The organism is Bacteroidota bacterium (genome assembly GCA_016699695.1).
Classification (GTDB): Bacteria; Bacteroidota; Bacteroidia; order Bacteroidales; family UBA10428; genus UBA10428.
In genome coordinates, this window is sequence record CP065006.1 from 1,434,551 (window position 1) to 1,452,128 (window position 17,578).

Here is a 17,578-nt window from a genome sequence, read left to right on the forward strand (position 1 = left end):
TTACAAACATGTGTGGTTCCATCATTCCTTAATAATAAAAAAATAAAATTGATGAAAAACCTACCTAAAATAGTTCATGACGATCCCTGGCTCGAACCCTTTGCTCCTGTCATTGCCAGTCGACGCGATGCAGCCCTTAACCTGATTGAACGTTTAAAGAACCAATTTGGTAACCTTAAGGCCTTTGCAACCGGACACCTTTATTATGGACTTCATCGGGTTACAGAGGGCTGGATATTTCGCGAGTGGGCCCCCAATGCTACAGCAATTTACATGATAGGTGAGTTTAATGACTGGAAAGAAACATCTGACTACAAGCTTAAATCGCTCGAAGACGGAAACTGGGAAATTAAATTGGCGAGTGACCAGTTGAAAGACAAACAAAAGTTTAAACTGGTAATACACTGGCATGGCGGAAAAGGCGAACGACTGCCTTCTTATACCTGGTATTGCGTGCAGGACGAACACACCAAAGTATTCGACGCGGTGGTACTCGATAGGAAACCCTACCAATGGAAGCACGAAAGTCCAGCAAAAAATATCAAAGTTCCTATCATCTACGAAGCCCATGTGGGAATGGCCACAGAAGAAGAAAAAGTAGGATCCTATAAGGAATTTTGCGAGCTGGTATTACCCCGCATCCAAAAGGCAGGATACAATACCGTGCAGCTGATGGCGGTGCAGGAACATCCCTATTATGGATCGTTTGGATACCATGTATCGAATTACTTTGCCGCCTCCTCGCGCTTTGGTACTCCCGATGAATTAAAGGAACTTATCGATACCGCACATGGCATGGGTATGATGGTGATTATGGATCTGGTGCACTCGCATGCCGTAAAAAATGAAGTAGAGGGATTGGGAAGGTTCGATGGTACGCCCTACCAATATTTTCATAGCAACCACCGGCGCGAACATGTGGCCTGGGATTCGCTTTGTTTCGATTATGGCAAGGAGCATGTCATGCATTTTCTGCTCTCGAACTGCCAATATTGGCTGGCCGAATACCAATTCGATGGTTATCGCTTCGATGGAGTTACCAGCATGCTCTATTACGATCACGGACTCGAAAGAGCTTTCACCAGCTATGCTGCCTATTTCGATGGCGGACAAGACCCCGATGCAATCAACTACCTTTGCCTGGCTAACGAGCTGATACACGAAGTAAATCCACTGGCAATTTCCATAGCAGAAGAAATGAGCGGACTACCGGGTTTGGCTGAACCAGTGCAGGATGGTGGTCTGGGTTTCAATTACAGGCTGGCCATGGGTATGCCCGATTATTGGATAAAAATTATTAAAGAGAAGCAAGACGAGCAATGGAATGTAACCGAAATGTTCTATGAACTCACCAGCCGCAGAGCAAATGAGAAAACCATATCCTATGCCGAATCGCACGATCAGGCACTGGTAGGGGATAAAACAATTATCTTCCGGCTCATAGACAAAGAAATGTACTGGCACATGAATAAACCCTCGGAAAACCTTCTGGTCGACCGGGGAATGGCGCTGCATAAAATGATACGTTTAATAACTTTCGCGGCAAGCGGAGGTGGCTACCTGAATTTTATGGGTAATGAATTTGGCCACCCCGAGTGGATTGATTTTCCACGCGAAGGCAATGGATGGTCGTACAAACATGCCCGCCGCCAATGGAGCCTTGCCGATCACCCCGACTTGCGGTATCATTTTCTTGCCGATTTCGACCGCGATATGATTCACCTGCACACACATACTAAGTTCTTGCGCGAGCCCTGGTGTTACAAATGGGCCGACAACCAAGGCGATCAGGTTCTTGCTTTCAGTCGTGGCGAGTTGCTTTTTGTGTTCAACTTTAACCCATCTAAAAGCTTTCCCAATTATGGCATTGCTGTAAATGCAGGAACATACAATGTGGGGCTTTGTACCGATTCGAAACTATATGGCGGATATGGTAATATTGATGAAAGCCTGATTTATACCACCGAACGTATCGGAGGTACTGCCGGAAAAGATTGGATCAAATTATATCTTCCAAGCCGCACAGCTCTTGTATTAAAGAAAAAGAAAACAGCATCTGTATTAAATCTTTAAACACCCAAACAATTTTCATGAAAAATATTCTCCTCATTAACGGGCACCCCGATAAAGAAAGCTTTTGCTATCAATTGGCTGCCAGCTATCAGAAAGGTGCTGAGCAATCTGGTGCACAATTTAAAATACTCAACCTTGCCGACTTAAAATTTGATCCAATCCTTCATTTTGGCTACCGAAAGCGAACCGAACTGGAACCTGACTTAATTGAAGCGCAGAAATTAATTCTCGAGGCCGATCATCTTGTTTTCGTTTATCCAACATGGTGGGGCACTTTCCCTGCTTTGCTCAAAGGGTTTATCGACCGGGTATTTTTACCCAAATATGCATTCAGTTTTCAGGAAAATAGCCCCTTTCCATTGAAACTGCTGAAGGACAAATCGGCACGACTGCTAGTAACCATGGATACACCCCTTTGGTATAACCGGCTCATTTACCACAACGCCGGCCACAACGCCATGAAAAAGGCTACTTTAAAATTCTGCGGAGTCAAACCAGTGAAGATCTCTGCTTTTGGGCCTATTAAAAGCGCAACCAAAAGCAAACTAGCCAAATGGAGCCAACAGGTGGAAGATTTAGGCCGCAACCAAAAATAATGGATGAATTATTTTTCAAATATAAAATTTTAACTAATTTTGTCGCTCCAAAATAAAGAGGTTTAAGCACGTAATTATCAAGATCAATGGCAAATCATAAATCAGCGCTGAAAAGAATCAGGCAAAACGAAGAAACTAAAGTTGACAATAAGTATTACGCACGTACTACCCGTAACGCCATTAAACAACTTAGAACAACTACTGACAAAGCAGAGGCTCAGGCTCTATTGCCTAAAGTATCTTCTATGCTCGATAAACTGGCTAAACGCAACGACATTCACAAAAACAAAGCGGCAAATTTAAAATCTGGCTTAACCAAGCACGTAAGCAGCCTGTAATTGCCTTTTAAAGAATATTCACTGCCCGGGTACCTGGTATCCGGGCTATTTTTTTTCTGGCAACATCAATACCGATTCCCTTTTCTCCGTTCTATCTCCGTTTGGATGCCAGGCTTCGAAATAAACAATGTAATACCCCATTGGCAAACGTTTTCCTTCCTCGCTAAGGCCATCCCATAAATAACTTCCTTCAAGGGCGCACAGCTCATTCTGAACCAGATCTCGTACCAATGCCCCCTGCGAATTAAAAATCTTAATCTTGCAAACAAATCCTTGCTCAGCAAACGAATACGAAATAAGTAGAAAATCATCCTCACCATTGTTATCAGGACTAATGGCAGAGGGTGTAAAAGAAACATTTTCTGCGATAGGATTTAACTCAGTACTTTGCGAATTTAATGCGGCAGGGGTGCTATATCCGGTATGGGTAGCAGCCGAATGCCAATTGCTGACAAGTAAGCCGGATATTTCAGGCGAAATCCTTTCCAGGGAAACTCCCTTTGAATTCAAGAGCAAAGAAAAATGCATTTGGGGTGAGAAAATAGCAGCATCCATTATGCTTCCATCCGGCTGCAAAAGAGCAAATTTGCCTCCATCGTTGTGAAGACTTATCCATTGCTGAGGTTCTACTACAAGGTCTGCGTGGAGGGATGGATATGTAAATAACAATTGTTGCTCATTCTCGGTAAGAACAATGTAATGCTCTGGCATCAACTGGAAAGAAGCCTCGAAAAGACTTATAGCAGATTTAATTGTATCTGCATACAAATCGAAGAATCCAAGCTGGAAATCCTTCAGGTCAAGGCACTTTTCCGAAGCATTGAAAAGTTCAATATACTCGGGAATTGCATCCGTAGCATCGAACATAATTTCATTAATTACCACATCCGCACTATCGACTTCTTGAGGAATCCCAAAACTCATAGCTTCGGTTATTACAGAGGTTCCAGAACAATCATGCAAACGAGAATTTACTTGAAGGGTATATTCAACTTTAGATGACAAGGGCTGGTTAAAAATCAGTCCGATTTCTTTATATTCAGGTCCGATGGCCTTTGCCGTATCGGGGTAAAATGAAAAAGGCAGAAACAAATAATTGCTTACTTGTTGAGCAGAAAAACTGTCAAGAGATTCGGTAAAAGTTGCCTTCAGAGAATGTTGCGTGATTTCAGAAAGGCCTGACAAGCTCACAACAGGGTATTCAAATTCCTCTACTGGAAGCGAATTTCCCTGCCCCGGCGTACCGCCTGATTCGTGCCTGCTTGCTTCCCAATTGCCTTTGGTAATGCAGGGGTAATTGAGATTCATCAATTCCATCGACCAACCGCCATCTCTTTTTTCCTGATCACTTATCCAGACCGGATCGTATTCAATCGTGTGAATAAGACTTCCTTCCTGGTTATAGAGAGTTAGCACTTCACCATCGTTAGGTAGGGCGGGAAAGGTGCTAACCGGTATTTTCGACAAAGTACTATCAAACTTATTCATGCAACCATCATCGGCCACCAGAACACTTTTTCCTGGCAACAAAAGAAAAAAAGGAAAAATGGCCGGTAATCTGTCGCCCGAAACTAATTTCCAGTTTTTCAGGTTCACCGTATCTGCCGACCGGTTGAACAACTCAATGTATTCGCACTCCGGTTGCCCTATTGTTGGAGTTGGATCGGCCATAATTTCTATAATTAACACATCGTGATAAGCGGCCTGGTGATATGTAAATTTTGCCGTGAGAAAGGGCAGTGCATTCCCCGTAAGATCGCTTACATTGTATATTTCCAAGAGATTCTTTTCTGAAAAAATTGCATCATAGCTTACCAGGGCTTCGCTACTCGTTCGCCATTTAAGTGAAACAGGCTTGTAAAAACGGTTGACAACAAAGAGCACCCTGCGGGTGGTATCGATTTCTTCGTCGAAAGTTACAAGCAGGCTCCTGCCATCGATTACTTCCACATGCTTTGCAACTGGAGGCTGAACGTCTGCAAGAAATTTGCCTTTCAGCATTACATCGTCCAACCAAAGTTTCTGATCTTGTGTAGCTGTATAGCGATAAAAAATTCCTGAGTAATTCGAAGTACAATAAATAGAATCTATTGCCTCTAAAACCTTGAATTCAGTTCCGGAAGTATCGAGATAGACCTGCCATTCTTTATCCAAATTCCTGGTTACTCTGATTCGAACCGGGGTGCCCGGCAAAATTTCTTCCTGCCAGTTAAAATCTCCGGTACTTATGGTAGTGGCGGATCCATTAAAACGCCAGAGTCTTAAAAAATCATCGGACCCCGTAAAGTTCACCCCCAACACATACCCCTGATTGCTTGCCGTGGGATACAGATGGGCTGACCCCTTCATACTGGTTAACCAGAAAGCCCAATTATTTGATGCCGAAGGATTGTAATCGTAGCGAATGGTAAAGCACCATTCTGTCATCGCCGAATCGAGCCTGAGTGGTTCATAGAAAAATGCAGCGGCATCGTGAAAGGATGCAGTGGTATCGAAACAGTGATGCAAAGAAGCTGTACCATCTATGGAATTTACACTATCGATACACCAATGCCCCGGGTTACTTTGCTCCCAGGCGCTTAGATCAAAATCGTCAAATGTAAACCGCATTTCCTGTGCTTCAATGCAAACCACTATCAGCAGCAGACCAAGGGAATGAAAACTGCGCATAGATGAAGCGGGTGAACAATGAATGACAAAAATCAGTAAACTATTATGCAATCAAGAAAATTATTGCGATTTTTGCAACAGATTAAACAAAAAAATCCCCGGTAAAGGGGATTTATTTTATTGTTAAACTTTAAATTCAAGTATCTGACAAAATGAAAGTAGCAATTGTTGGTGTAAGCGGTGCCGTAGGTCAGGAATTCCTGAGGGTACTCGGCGAGCGCAATTTCCCGATGGATGAGCTCGTGTTGTTTGGTTCAGGCAGAAGTGCCGGAAAAGAATACCTCTTCAAAGGTAAAACTCTGGCAGTTAAAGAACTTAAGCACAACGACGATTTTAAAGGTGTAGACATTGCCCTTGTTTCAGCGGGCGGTAGCACATCCAAAGAGTTTGCCTCTACCATTACCAAGCATGGTGCCGTGATGATTGACAATTCATCTGCTTTCCGAATGGAGAATGATGTGCCGCTGGTAGTGCCTGAAGTAAACCCCCAGGCAGCGAAAAACAGGCCCAGGAACATCATTGCCAACCCAAATTGTACCACCATTCAATTGGTAGTATGCCTGCAACCTATCGAAAAACTTTCACACATTAAAAAAGTACATGTAGCAACCTACCAGGCTGCCAGCGGTGCTGGTGCTGCTGCCATGGACGAGTTGGTGCTGCAAAGCAAACAATTAGCCAATGGAGAAAAACCTACCGTGGAAAAATTCGCACATCAACTGGCCTTTAATCTTATTCCACAGGTGGATGTTTTTACCGATAACGACTATACCAAAGAAGAAATGAAAATGTTCTACGAGTCGAAAAAGATCATGGCTACTGACATTGAAGTAAGTGCTACCTGTGTGCGCGTTCCGGTAATGCGCAACCACTCCGAAGCTGTTTGGATAGAAACAAACGAAGAACTTACAATAGAAGCCGTAAAGAAGGCTCTTGCCTCAGCTCCGGGTGTAAGCCTTTTCGAAGATGGAAAAACATACCCAATGCCTTTGAAAAGCGCCGGGGAAGACGATATTTTTGTGGGACGCGTACGCAAAGATCTTACCAACCCGAAAGGTATTACCTTTTGGTGCGTGGGCGACCAGATTAAGAAAGGTGCCGCACTCAATGCGGTGCAAATAGCCGAATACCTTGTTCAAAACAAACTACTCTAAACAAAGGAATGCAAAATAATTTAAAGGAGGCTGAAATAGTCTCCTTTTTTTTATACCCCACGCTGATGCGGTGGCCATATGAATTTATGGATCTGAAGGTTTAAACGGACTTTTAACCTCTTCTCTTCGAAAATTTTGTTATGTAGTTTTAGAAATTCCACCAGTACAGGCAACTCTATCGCATCAAAAACCGGGGAGAAATTTAGTGTAAGCTGGCTTTGAGAAAAATGCCTTTGGTATTTAGCAATTACTTCCATGGCATAGTCCAGATCGTGTTGATTGGCAACTACAAATTTAAGCTCGTCGCGTACATCGAGTTGTTCGATGTTCGAAAAAAGATTGCGGCTTTCCATACCCGACGAGGGGCATTTAATGTCCATGGTATAAACCGGTCGGCTAAGTTCTGTGAGATTGAAAAATAACAACTCTTCGCTTGAATACAAAGGGCTTCCACCACTTGTTTCGATACGTACACGATAACCAGATTGTTGAAGGTAGGCAGGCAAATACCGCTTTGTTTTTTCTATCTCCAAAGGTTCGCCGCCTGTGCAAATTACTTCAGAACATCCAAAGAGTGCTACCTGATTCATTATCTCTTGAGGTTGCATCATTGGCACATCGTGTCCGGTTTCTTTAAAGCTATATTTCGTATCGCACCAGGTGCAACGCAGATCGCAACCTGCTGCTCGTACAAAAGTTGTCAGATTACCAGCCGAAACGCCTTCTCCCGAAATACTGTGAAATATTTCCACCATGGGTATTTTGGTGTCGTGAAATTTGGCAAGTAATCTGTTCATCAGGCAATTACTTTAGCAAAACTTGTAGGAGATTCCCACACAATAAGGCTATTTACATAAACCCCTAATTTCTTAATCTCCTGATCAATTTCGCTTTTAAAATGAATGGCCATCTCTTCAGCAGTAGGTCTGTAATCGATTTCCACCATCTTACGCTCGTATTTTCTAAGTATAGAGGCTATTTCATGCTCCATCGGATCGGTAGAATCTTTCCAATACAGAAAAGCATGATCGAGTTTGTCGACAACGAGTTGCTTAATAATTTCCTTCACATCGTTAAACTCCAGCACCATACTATGGTCTGTAAAACCCTTATGTTCGATTACGCCACCATCCTGACGTGCAATTTCAACCTGCATCGAATAGGTATGACCATGAATATTTCTGCATTTTCCGGCGTGATTAGCCAACATATGGGCCATACACCAGGTAAATTCTTTGGTAATGTATATCTTGCTCATCTTACAGTTTGAGTTTTTCGGGTTAACAGTCAACTAAACATTCCAAACAAAAGATTGTTCTTCCCACTCTTTTGAGAAAATCAGAGACTCACCACAAATTCAATCAATAATCAGCTTTCGGTGTACACTATTAGCTTTGAGCAGGGAAATTCTTGAAAAGTTTTTTAAGCGATACCATGACAGATTGTTGACGTTTTTTCTGGTTTTCAACAACTTCCAGAGTCACAACTCCCTGCCAAATTAAAAGGCGCTCCTTTTGATTAAACATGTCTACAATCATAGTGCCCTGGAGATAATCGACTTTTTTATAATAGGTCGAGGAGTTTAAACCAAATCCAAAAGGATAATAATAACTGTATCCACCTGTGCTGTAATAGCGTGTGTAATTGATAGCATCACGTTTCTCATCGAGGAGCACCAGTACATTCACAGCCAAATCAGCATCAGTGGTTACTTTTTGATAACCCATAGCATTTAGCTCCTTTTCGAGCTGATCAAACAAGCGCTTTTGGGCATTAGGTCCAATGTATTCTGAGCTACCCGGATCCCAGGGCAAAAACATAAAGGTCTTAAAAGATTTGAAATCAGCCTTGGCATCGTAATCTGAAGTAACCTGAAGTTTGGAGGAACAAGAAAACAAGATTGCTGATAGGACTAAAACAATACTAACTCTAATTTTTGTCATGTCTCGAAAGGTGTTATGCTATTTATAATAAAATCGAAGTATGCAGATTTTCAAGTTCAAAGAAAAAAACCTACCTTATCGCAATGATAATTAGTTTAAAACAGATGCGCAAATTAGTACTAATTTCTATCACCTCCACATTCTTTTTAGCCTCTTGCCAGCTAAATCAGTCGAAAGATCTAAAAAAAATGACCGACGAGATTTGTTTTGCCATGGAACAGTATGACGAATCGAACCCTATAAGCCTTCTGTTGGTTGCAGATTCACTCGCCAGTATTTCTGAAGAAGCGCAAACCCTTTCGAAAAGGGAACAATTGAAGCTCAAGCGGCTGCTCGAATCGAAATGCCCCGATGGATTTAATAAACTCAATGCCCTAATTTCGTCCTGGTAATTTTCGGAATGAAGCTCCCCGCAGCATGCTGACGGGGTATCTGCAAAGGATTTTATTCTATTCGCCTCACAAGGCGGGTTATTTACCCGCGTACCCGCTTTCACGAATAAATGAAGATTAAAGAATTAACCTCCCTAAAAACAAAAACCTCACCGGAAGTGAGGTTTTATATTTAGCGTACTGTCATTTAAAGTTTCTCGACGAAAGACATTATGCCTGCAGCCTTCCCTGGCTTACCATCTTTAAAAAAGATGAAAACATGGTATACCCCCGTTTTCTGACATTTAAAATCGAAATAGGGAAAGTCTTTTCCAAGTGACTCCATGTAAGTAGCACCCTGTAGCATATTTAAATCGTACAGCTGCAAAACAGCTTCTCCTTCTGAATCGGGTGCATTGCAAATGGAAAAACGGTAATTGGTGTTTTTGCTCAATACCAATGAAAACTTAACTTGTGGTGGTTTACCCCCAGGGGTACCGGCATCAAGTGTAGCCACAAAATCTTTCAAAAAAGTAACATCACCTGCACTGGCAGCGCACTGTCCAACTAACTCCATATCGCTTTGAGCATAGAGGGTAGCTGATAAGCTTGCTAAGAGGAATAAGGTAAAGAAGGATTTTATAATATTCTTCATGGTTATTGCTTAATTAACTTGTTACGGATCTTTTCAGTATCCTCTATAATTTTCTCAATTTGCTTGTCGGAAATCTCTACATAACTTACATCATTCTGAATAATAGTAAGCATACCATCTTTTTCAATGGCTTCCGGTTCTCCTTTTTTAATAGTTATAGTTACTTCTTTTAAATCGTCTTGTATTACTTTAAAATCGGTAATTAGGGCACTAAATTGTTTATCAGATTTAAAATTATCCAGGAAAATCATTAACCTGTCGAGAATTATCTTTTGCTCACCAATTCGCTCTCTAAGCTCAGGGTGCGGAGATTCTTTGTAAACCTGGGTGGCAAGGTACATACCCTCGATCCATAATCCCGAAATAATTAATACGCTTAGGTTACTCCGGTTATTATTGCGCAAATAGCGGTCCATTCGGTTAAAGCTATGCACCGAAATGAACATCAGCGAATCGAGATTTGAATTGCTTTGAGCAAGACGCTTAAGGGTGTTAAAATCGAAGAACTGACCTACATTAATGCCATCGGCAAGGGTTTTAATTGCACTGATGTAATCAATTACACTATTTGTTTTATTATAAATATTCAGGTAACCCAAATCAACACCATATACACCCAAATTGAAAGCCTGTTGAAAATTGGTGGAGTAATTTTCTATATTGGTAGTTGGGGCCAGGTATTTGTTCGAATAGGTAACATTAAGCCTTTTAATCAATGCAGCCATTTCTACCGGCGAAGACATGTTGTCGACAAATTCCTGCACATCCTGCTCTGATATCTCGAGCACGCCTTCGTTGATTACATTCTCAGGGATGTCATTAAAATCCTCCCGATTTTTGTTCCCCCCCGAATTACAAGCGTATATAAATAAAACGCTAACGAGTAAATAGCCAATCTTTTTTATCATAGCGATGTGTTGATTTATCCTTTATTACAAATTTAATATACTTTTAAAATAATAAAAACTATGGGCTTTATTATCCTTTCTTTTTAGCGAGCTTATCGCCAATTGTTAAGAGCCTTTTCAATCCATCGATGTACAAAAGAAAATAAAAGAAGCCAACTAATATCCAGATTGCTACAATATTGTACCAGTAAGTATCAAAATACCTGCCAAAAAGTGGCTTACGGGGTGCAAAAAAGTGTGTGCGGATATTAAAGACACTCATGGGAATAGGATCTAAATAGATAGGATCGATATTCTGAACCAGATGATTGTCGTACTCAAGAATTTTATTGGTTTCATAAATTTTCTTCATGATATCGGCAATACTTTCGTTGAAATATTGGTCGCGCACCTCTTTATACTGATCAGGTCGGCTTTCAAGAAAGTAGTTGATAATGTTTTGCCGCTTTTGGTTAGCAATGGTATAAGCCAAACCATAATATTTATCGAGTTCTTTTAAGTATTCATGCACCTTTCGACCTGCACTCAAATCAAAGTTTTCTGGTTTTAAAATCTCCAAATCCTCAAAAATAACAGGTGCAGGAAATTTTTCGCCGGTATTTTCGAAAATAGCCTGGTTCTCCTCCATAATTAATTCGGCCAGTTTATTCTCCTTCCGTATTTCGTTGTATATCAGTTCCAGATCCTGCTTGGTTACATCAACATGGTTAATGTTGCGTATTTCTTTATCAATCCTGTTAAGTCTTTCACGCATCTGCGGTATTTGGTATACCTTTTTAAAATCTGCACGACTTTCCTCTTTCTCGAGTAAGTAAAAACGCTGAGTAAATTTATTCTCTTTAAATTGGTTCACCATCAGCGCTTCATACGACCATTTTGTAGGCATCAACTCAGCTATGAAGGGTACTTTGTCTACCCTGCCAACCGTGCGGTTTAACTTTTCGAAACTGAACATGGCTCCACTTAAAATCATCATCGGAATCATGACCAGAGGAATAAGTATGTAGATGGTAACCGCAGAATTAAAAGTAGCAGAAATGTTTAATCCAAGCATATTGGCAAAGGCTGCTGTTGAAAACAATGCGAGCCAATAGGGCAGGAACATACCTTTAATGCCCAAAATATTGTTGGCTATAACAACAAAAAGAAAAGCCTGAATAGCACTGATAATAAACAAGATAGTTATTTTCGATACCAGGTAGCTCGATCGGCTCAGGTTAAGAAATTTTTCGCGCTTTAAAATCTTACGGTCTTTAAATATTTCTTCGGCACTTACCATAAAACCAAGAAACAGTGCAACAATAAGTGCCATGAAGATATAAATGGAGATATTGTCGTTTTGCCTGAAAATGTAAATTTTCGAATTAGGATCTTCGATGTAACGGATAATGTATGCAAGAATAAAGCCCAGTACCGGGGCTTCTAGCAGGTTAAGATACACATACTGTCGGTTACCGATTTTCGATAGAAAATCGCGTACGCCATATATTTTAAGCTGGGAGAACCAGTTGGGAATATCTAATGACTTGGGAGGAGTTTCATCCACCTCCTCGAAAGAATCCTGAAAGAAATTATTCTGGTAGCTTTCTTCCCATTTTTCAGGAGAAACTTTCCGCACATTGGTGTAATTTCCGAATTCATCCACCACATGGGCTTCGATGATGTTAAAGATAAGCTCCGGATTTACATTGCCGCATGTAGGACATTCTCCTACATCGCTGTTAATCTGAGCATCCATACGTTTAAAATACATCACCCCTTCGACTGGATTGCCGTAATAGATCTGATAGCCTCCGGTGTCGAGAATTATCATTTTGTCGAACATTTTATAAATGTCAGACGATGGTTGGTGAATAACCACAAATATAAGTTTCCCTTTGAGGGTTAATTCACGCAAAAGATCCATCACATTTTCCGAATCACGCGAAGAAAGACCTGAAGTGGGTTCGTCAACAAAAAGAATGGAAGGTTCGCGGATCAATTCCAGGGCTATATTCAGGCGTTTGCGTTGTCCGCCGCTTATGGTTTTATTTAAAGGTGAGCCTACTTTCAGGTCACGGCGGTCGAACAAGCCAAGATTTTGTAAGGTTTTGTTTACCAGTTCGCTAATTTCTGCTTCCGATTTGTTTTTAAAACATAATTTGGCATTGAAGTACAGATTTTCAAAAACAGTAAGCTCTTCAATCAAGAGATCATCCTGAGGTATAAGTCCTATTACCCCTTCGAGCTGATCTTTGTCGGTGTGCAGGTTAATGGTGTTGATAAGCACCTCTCCGGAGGTGGGTTTATCAATGCCAGATAAAACGTTTAGCAGGGTAGTTTTTCCGGCGCCGCTAGCTCCCATAATGCCTATCAACCGGCCATTGCCTTCGGAAAATGTTATGTTCCGTAACCCCAGGTTTCCATTGGCAAATTTATAGCTGATGTCCTGAACGTTAAAAGATATCCGGCTCGAAGTAATATCGGCCAGAAAATGCGCGGCGATGTCGCTATAATAAATTGGTGAGCCCTTGGGTACCTTTACTGTACTTCCACTGGCGAAAAGATAGATACGTGCGTTGCTGATCGGCAATCCGTTGAGGTACAGATCCTGATTGCCGGTATATTTTAAAAAGTATAAATCGACACTTGTTACGCGTAGGATAAATATATTGGTATCGAGGTGTTTGGTGCCAATAAACTTAGCATGTTGATAATGCTCGTGACGGTCGTTTATGATACAGATGTTATTGTCGTCAAGCTCCTGGGCTTCATTTTTTACGACAAACAGCTCAATGCTCTTAAACTCATCCTGGCTCACATTAAAAACCTCGGCAACCGTGTTGATAAGCGCCATACGCTGATCGGAGAATTTCCGGTCGGCATTGACAATTTCGAAAAGCCTTACCAGGGCAACTATCTTTTGCTTCTGGGTTAAGGTTTTATTGATTTTTTTACAAAGACCCAGTGTACGAACTGAATCCTTCACGGAGGTTAATTTGCCTTTTTCCTGGGCATCGCCAGAAAGGCCGGCATTCTCTTCGAAAAGCGAAAAATACTCTGATACCTTATCGGCAGTAATCTGCTGCTCGAGAAAATTTTTCACATATTCAACCTGTGTTTTCTCGACACCTTCATCTTGCTTTGCCACAATGGCAAAGAGTTGCATCAACGCCTTTAGTATCTCTTCACTCATCTATCCGTCTGTTTTTTACCCAACTATGCCGAATAGGGTACTTGTTCAAAGGGCACATCCACAATGTCGGCATATTCTTCGCCTGCCTCTTCCATGTCTTCATCGTCTTCGGGATAATGCCAACGAATGAGTACCTCGTTTCCGGCTTCATGAATTTCTTCAAGCTTCATAAGCACATCGAGAAGAAGTTTAGAAGAGGCTGTATTGAAATACACCAATTTAAAGTTGAAAACCGTTTTAGGATTAGGGCTTTCGGCATATTCATCCAGCCAGGTTAGAATGGGGTCGTAGAATGATGCCACATCTTCTGGAAGAGAACGTCCGGATATCTCCATCATTTCCTTTTCCTTGTCGAGAATAACTTTGGGCGTATCTTCTGTACCTTGTATTTTAATTGTTTCCATATCAGAACAATTTATTGTATGTATTATTTTTTGTTATCGATTTGTCGTATTAAAAATCTATTCGTCTCTTCCAATGGTCGAAGTTAATAAAAAGAAAGAAGTATCGTTCGAAATAGGCAAAAAGTGATACTCCAGGTCGCGGCCTGTTTTGCGCTTGATGTCGATAAAACCAAGACCAGCTCCACCTTTGTCTGAGAGACGTCCTTCCTTCATTTGCTTTTTGTAAAGCAGTTTTAGTTCTTCTTTATCCATGCGGTTAATGTTTTCAAGCATTTTGGTAAGATCCTCGATACGGCTGTTTTCGACGGCATTGCCCGTTGTAACGCTGTACTCGTTCTCGCCTTTGCTTACAAGAAAGATTCCTCTTCCTGAAAACAGAAAATCGCTGGAAGTAAAGTCATCGGCATGCTTGCTTATATTTTGCAGGCACTCGACCATTACGTGAAATACTTTCCGTTGAACCGTTCCCGGCTCATCTTCTTTCGCCATGTTCGACTCTGTTAGTGAGGTAAAGGCTTTGGTAATCTGGTGGGTAATTTCGCCTTCGTACACCAACGTAATTTCATGGGCTTTCATGGATTTATAAAACTCATAAACAAACTCCAGGAAGCCTTTTACATCTTTCTTATTATCCATAATTAACCGTTTTTAAAAATCCGTTTTAAATTAGTTCAATACCTATTAAAAGCACATCGTCAATTTGCTTATGATCGGCCATCCACTCCTTAAAGTCTTTGGCAAATAAAGCATTAAATTCTTCCATTGTCAAGTTTTTGTTTTCAATTATGTTGTCGCGTATTCGTTTGGGCGAATACTTCTTAATTTCCGGACCGCCCAACTGGTCAGGCATTCCATCTGAAAAGAAAAAGATTTTATCGCCATACTCATAATTGATTACATGGTTCGTAAACTCCTTTTCCATTTTGCTCTTATGAGGTATTCCTCCAATGGCTTTGCGATCGCCTTTGAATTCGAGGAGTTCATCTTTGCGTAGCAGGTAAAGGGGTCTGTGGGCACCACTATATTGTAAAATTTTTCTGTCGTTGTCAATCAGGCAAAAGGCTATATCCATTCCATCGCGGGCTTCGGCATCACTTTCTTCCTGCTTAAGAGTGGCCCTTACTTGTCCATGCAGGTCGTCGAGAATGCTCGAGGCAGTGTGTTCTTTGTCGTGATCGACGATGTTGTTGAGCAAAAAATAACCAATGAAGGAGAGCAAGGCCCCTGGAACTCCATGGCCTGTGCAATCGACTGCAGCAATGTAGGTAATGTCGTTCTTACGGAAAAACCATGGAAAGTCGCCACTTACTACATCACGGGGTGTATAATAAATGAAGGAAGACGGGAGATACCTGCGAATAATATTGTTATCGGGAAGTATGGAGGTTTGTATACGTTGGGCATAGTTTATCGAATCTTCGATTTTCCGGTTCTTGTCTTGTATTTCGAGTTCTATACGCTTGGCTTCGGTAATATCGTGCCCCACAAAGAGTATAGTTTCCAATTCGTTTTCGTTGTACTCAGGTATGGCCACAAAACTCATAATCCGATCAGAAAGTTCATCATCGAGCATTACCGGAAGGGTAATCTCGGCATTGGCTTTTACAGGGTTGGCCTTAATTTGCTCTATTGTTTCGCGGAAGTAATTAAACAGTACTTCTGTAAAATTAACTTCGTTGAGTGTCTTGTTGAGAAGGTCTTTCACTTCTATTCCCAGGTATCTTTCGGTAACGGGGTTGGCATAGAAAAACTGGCCGACTGTACTCAAACGCATAATCATATCGAGTGAGTTTTCTGAAAGTGCCTGCATTTTACTACGCATGCGCTCTTCTTTTTCGGCCCGTTTCCGTTCGGTAATATCGGTTGAATTGAGAATAATGCCGCTAATAGCTTTGTCGTGAAGCAGGTTGCGGCCTGTGGTCTCGAGAAATATCTTCTGACCATTTTTCTTCATGTAAGTGTATTGTATCGACACAGTATGGTCAGGATGCTCCAACAGTTCCTTAAACATGTCGCGCATAGCCGATTCTCCTCGTCGGGTGAGGCGGTCCATGTCTTTTCCGCCCATCATCTCTTCCGGGGTATACCCTAATATTTTGGTTACCGAGGGGCTCTCGTAAGTGAGCTCCATGTTTTGGTTATAAATGGCTATTATCTCCGAAGCATTTTCGAGCAAAGAATAAAGGCGCTTTTGGGCATCTTCTACCTTCTGTATATTGGCTTCGAGCTGCTCGTTCGATTTTTGAAGTTCTTCCTGGGTAGCCCTCATTTCCTCGGCATTTTGCCTGAGTTGTTCTTCGTTCTCCTGCAATTCGTAAGTCATTTTTTGGGCTTCTTGCAGAAGCTGTTCGGTACGCTGGTTAATTCGAAGGTTGAAAAGCGTACGCGCAATTACTTCGCCCAGCTCTTTTAAAAACCGGATGGTCAGCTCGGGTATTTCGCTCTGTATGCTGGCAAACTCAATTACACCCTGAAGTTTTTCGTCTGAAATTAACGGAATAAGAAGGAGACTTCCAGGCTTTTGATCTCCCAGAATGCCTGAGGTAATGGTGGCATAATCTTCAGGTATTTCGGTACGGTATATAAAATCTTTCTCATAGGCACACTCACCAATGAGTCCATAGCCTAACTTAAACTCCTGGTTGATGTACTTTTTGCGGTTGTATGCATAGGTTGCAACATTGGTAAGTAGTTTCCGCTCTTCGTCGTACAGATAAAGTGCCCCCTGAACCACCTTGATATAATGCACTAACTCTTTTATAACCTGACCTGCCAACAGGTCGATTTTATTATTGATTCGTAAAATATCCGAAACAATCTCTTTCCCTTCGGCTATCCAGCTTTGCTCCGAGTCGCGCATTGAATTCTGAGCCAGATTTTCGCGCATAATAAGCAACGACTCAGCCAGTGTATCTGTTTCGCCGGAAAGATCAAGAGCCGAATTAAAATCTCCCTCGCCAATTTTCTTGGCAAACTCAGCCATCAGGGCCATGCGCTCATCGCGCTTACGTAGTCTTCGTTGAAAATTGTCTTTCGCGGTATTCCATTGTACCGAAAAAAGGAAGGCTAAAAATCCTAAAATGAAGGGTGCCAGATCGACCAGGTAAATCACAGGATTGAGCTGGTGAATCTGACCGATTCCTTTAAAACCAAAGGCAACTTTAAATCTGATAAATTCGATGATCCAGGCTATTAAAGGAAATGCCAATCCTATAATCGCAGCAATTGGAGCCGGGTTTGTTTCGGCTTTTAATATTCGTTGATATAGTTCTTTTATCCCTGTCATGTACC

General features: G+C 41.5%; 15 protein-coding genes. 5 read left to right on the top strand and 10 right to left on the bottom strand.

Translation table 11 applies throughout. From position 1 onward, the window contains the following. Positions 1–51: 51 nt before the first annotated feature. From IPM71_06105 to IPM71_06115, 3 genes are all read left to right on the top strand, one after another. Complete coding sequence (locus IPM71_06105) at positions 52–2,073, top strand: alpha amylase C-terminal domain-containing protein (GenBank protein QQS52306.1); 2,022 nt, start codon at positions 52–54, stop codon at positions 2,071–2,073. A 17-nt stretch (positions 2,074–2,090) separates the two neighbouring features. Next, positions 2,091–2,669, top strand: a complete 579-nt coding sequence (locus IPM71_06110) for an NAD(P)H-dependent oxidoreductase (GenBank protein ID QQS52307.1) — start codon at positions 2,091–2,093, stop codon at positions 2,667–2,669. Positions 2,670–2,755: 86 nt separating this feature from the next. Next, positions 2,756–3,007 (top strand): 30S ribosomal protein S20, encoded by a 252-nt coding sequence (locus IPM71_06115; protein ID QQS52308.1) that lies wholly within the window; start codon positions 2,756–2,758, stop codon positions 3,005–3,007. Positions 3,008–3,052: 45 nt separating this feature from the next. Here IPM71_06115 and IPM71_06120 read toward each other — a convergent pair whose 3' ends face one another. Then, on the bottom strand, positions 3,053–5,677 hold the full coding sequence (locus IPM71_06120) for a lamin tail domain-containing protein (protein ID QQS52309.1): 2,625 nt from the start codon (positions 5,675–5,677) through the stop codon (positions 3,053–3,055). A gap of 152 nt (positions 5,678–5,829) precedes the next feature. On the opposite strand from IPM71_06120, the gene IPM71_06125 reads away from it, so the two are divergent. Beyond that, positions 5,830–6,831: an aspartate-semialdehyde dehydrogenase gene (locus tag IPM71_06125; GenBank protein ID QQS52310.1), complete on the top strand. Its 1,002-nt coding sequence runs from the start codon at positions 5,830–5,832 to the stop codon at positions 6,829–6,831. A gap of 50 nt (positions 6,832–6,881) precedes the next feature. Here the strand turns inward: IPM71_06125 and IPM71_06130 are convergent, their stop codons facing one another. From IPM71_06130 to IPM71_06140, 3 genes are all read right to left on the bottom strand, one after another. Next, positions 6,882–7,628: a radical SAM protein gene (locus tag IPM71_06130; protein ID QQS52311.1), complete on the bottom strand. Its 747-nt coding sequence runs from the start codon at positions 7,626–7,628 to the stop codon at positions 6,882–6,884. Beyond that, positions 7,628–8,089, bottom strand: coding sequence for a 6-carboxytetrahydropterin synthase (locus tag IPM71_06135; GenBank protein ID QQS52312.1), 462 nt, complete (start codon positions 8,087–8,089; stop codon positions 7,628–7,630). Before IPM71_06135 ends, IPM71_06130 begins: the two co-directional genes overlap by 1 nt. Before the next feature lie 130 nt (positions 8,090–8,219). Continuing rightward, positions 8,220–8,774 (bottom strand): DUF4136 domain-containing protein, encoded by a 555-nt coding sequence (locus IPM71_06140; protein ID QQS52313.1) that lies wholly within the window; start codon positions 8,772–8,774, stop codon positions 8,220–8,222. A gap of 104 nt (positions 8,775–8,878) precedes the next feature. On the opposite strand from IPM71_06140, the gene IPM71_06145 reads away from it, so the two are divergent. Next, entirely contained in the window at positions 8,879–9,166 is a 288-nt protein-coding gene (locus IPM71_06145) for a hypothetical protein (GenBank protein ID QQS52314.1), read from the top strand. 187 nt (positions 9,167–9,353) lie between these two features. On the opposite strand, the gene IPM71_06150 is transcribed toward IPM71_06145, so the two are convergent. The 6 genes from IPM71_06150 to IPM71_06175 form a co-directional block, all read right to left on the bottom strand. Further along, a complete protein-coding gene (locus IPM71_06150; GenBank protein ID QQS52315.1) occupies positions 9,354–9,800 on the bottom strand; it encodes a hypothetical protein in 447 nt (148 codons plus the stop codon). Positions 9,801–9,802: 2 nt separating this feature from the next. Further along, a complete protein-coding gene (locus IPM71_06155; GenBank protein QQS52316.1) occupies positions 9,803–10,708 on the bottom strand; it encodes a hypothetical protein in 906 nt (301 codons plus the stop codon). Between the two features lie 70 nt (positions 10,709–10,778). Further along, complete coding sequence (locus IPM71_06160) at positions 10,779–13,883, bottom strand: ATP-binding cassette domain-containing protein (GenBank protein QQS52317.1); 3,105 nt, start codon at positions 13,881–13,883, stop codon at positions 10,779–10,781. 23 nt (positions 13,884–13,906) lie between these two features. Further along, the gene (locus IPM71_06165) at positions 13,907–14,287 is read right to left on the bottom strand and encodes a DUF1987 domain-containing protein (GenBank protein QQS52318.1); all 381 of its coding nucleotides are present in this window, start codon (positions 14,285–14,287) and stop codon (positions 13,907–13,909) included. Positions 14,288–14,344: 57 nt separating this feature from the next. Further along, the gene (locus IPM71_06170) at positions 14,345–14,923 is read right to left on the bottom strand and encodes a hypothetical protein (GenBank protein QQS52319.1); all 579 of its coding nucleotides are present in this window, start codon (positions 14,921–14,923) and stop codon (positions 14,345–14,347) included. Positions 14,924–14,948: 25 nt separating this feature from the next. Beyond that, positions 14,949–17,573, bottom strand: coding sequence for a PAS domain S-box protein (locus IPM71_06175; protein QQS52320.1), 2,625 nt, complete (start codon positions 17,571–17,573; stop codon positions 14,949–14,951). Positions 17,574–17,578 lie beyond the last annotated feature (5 nt).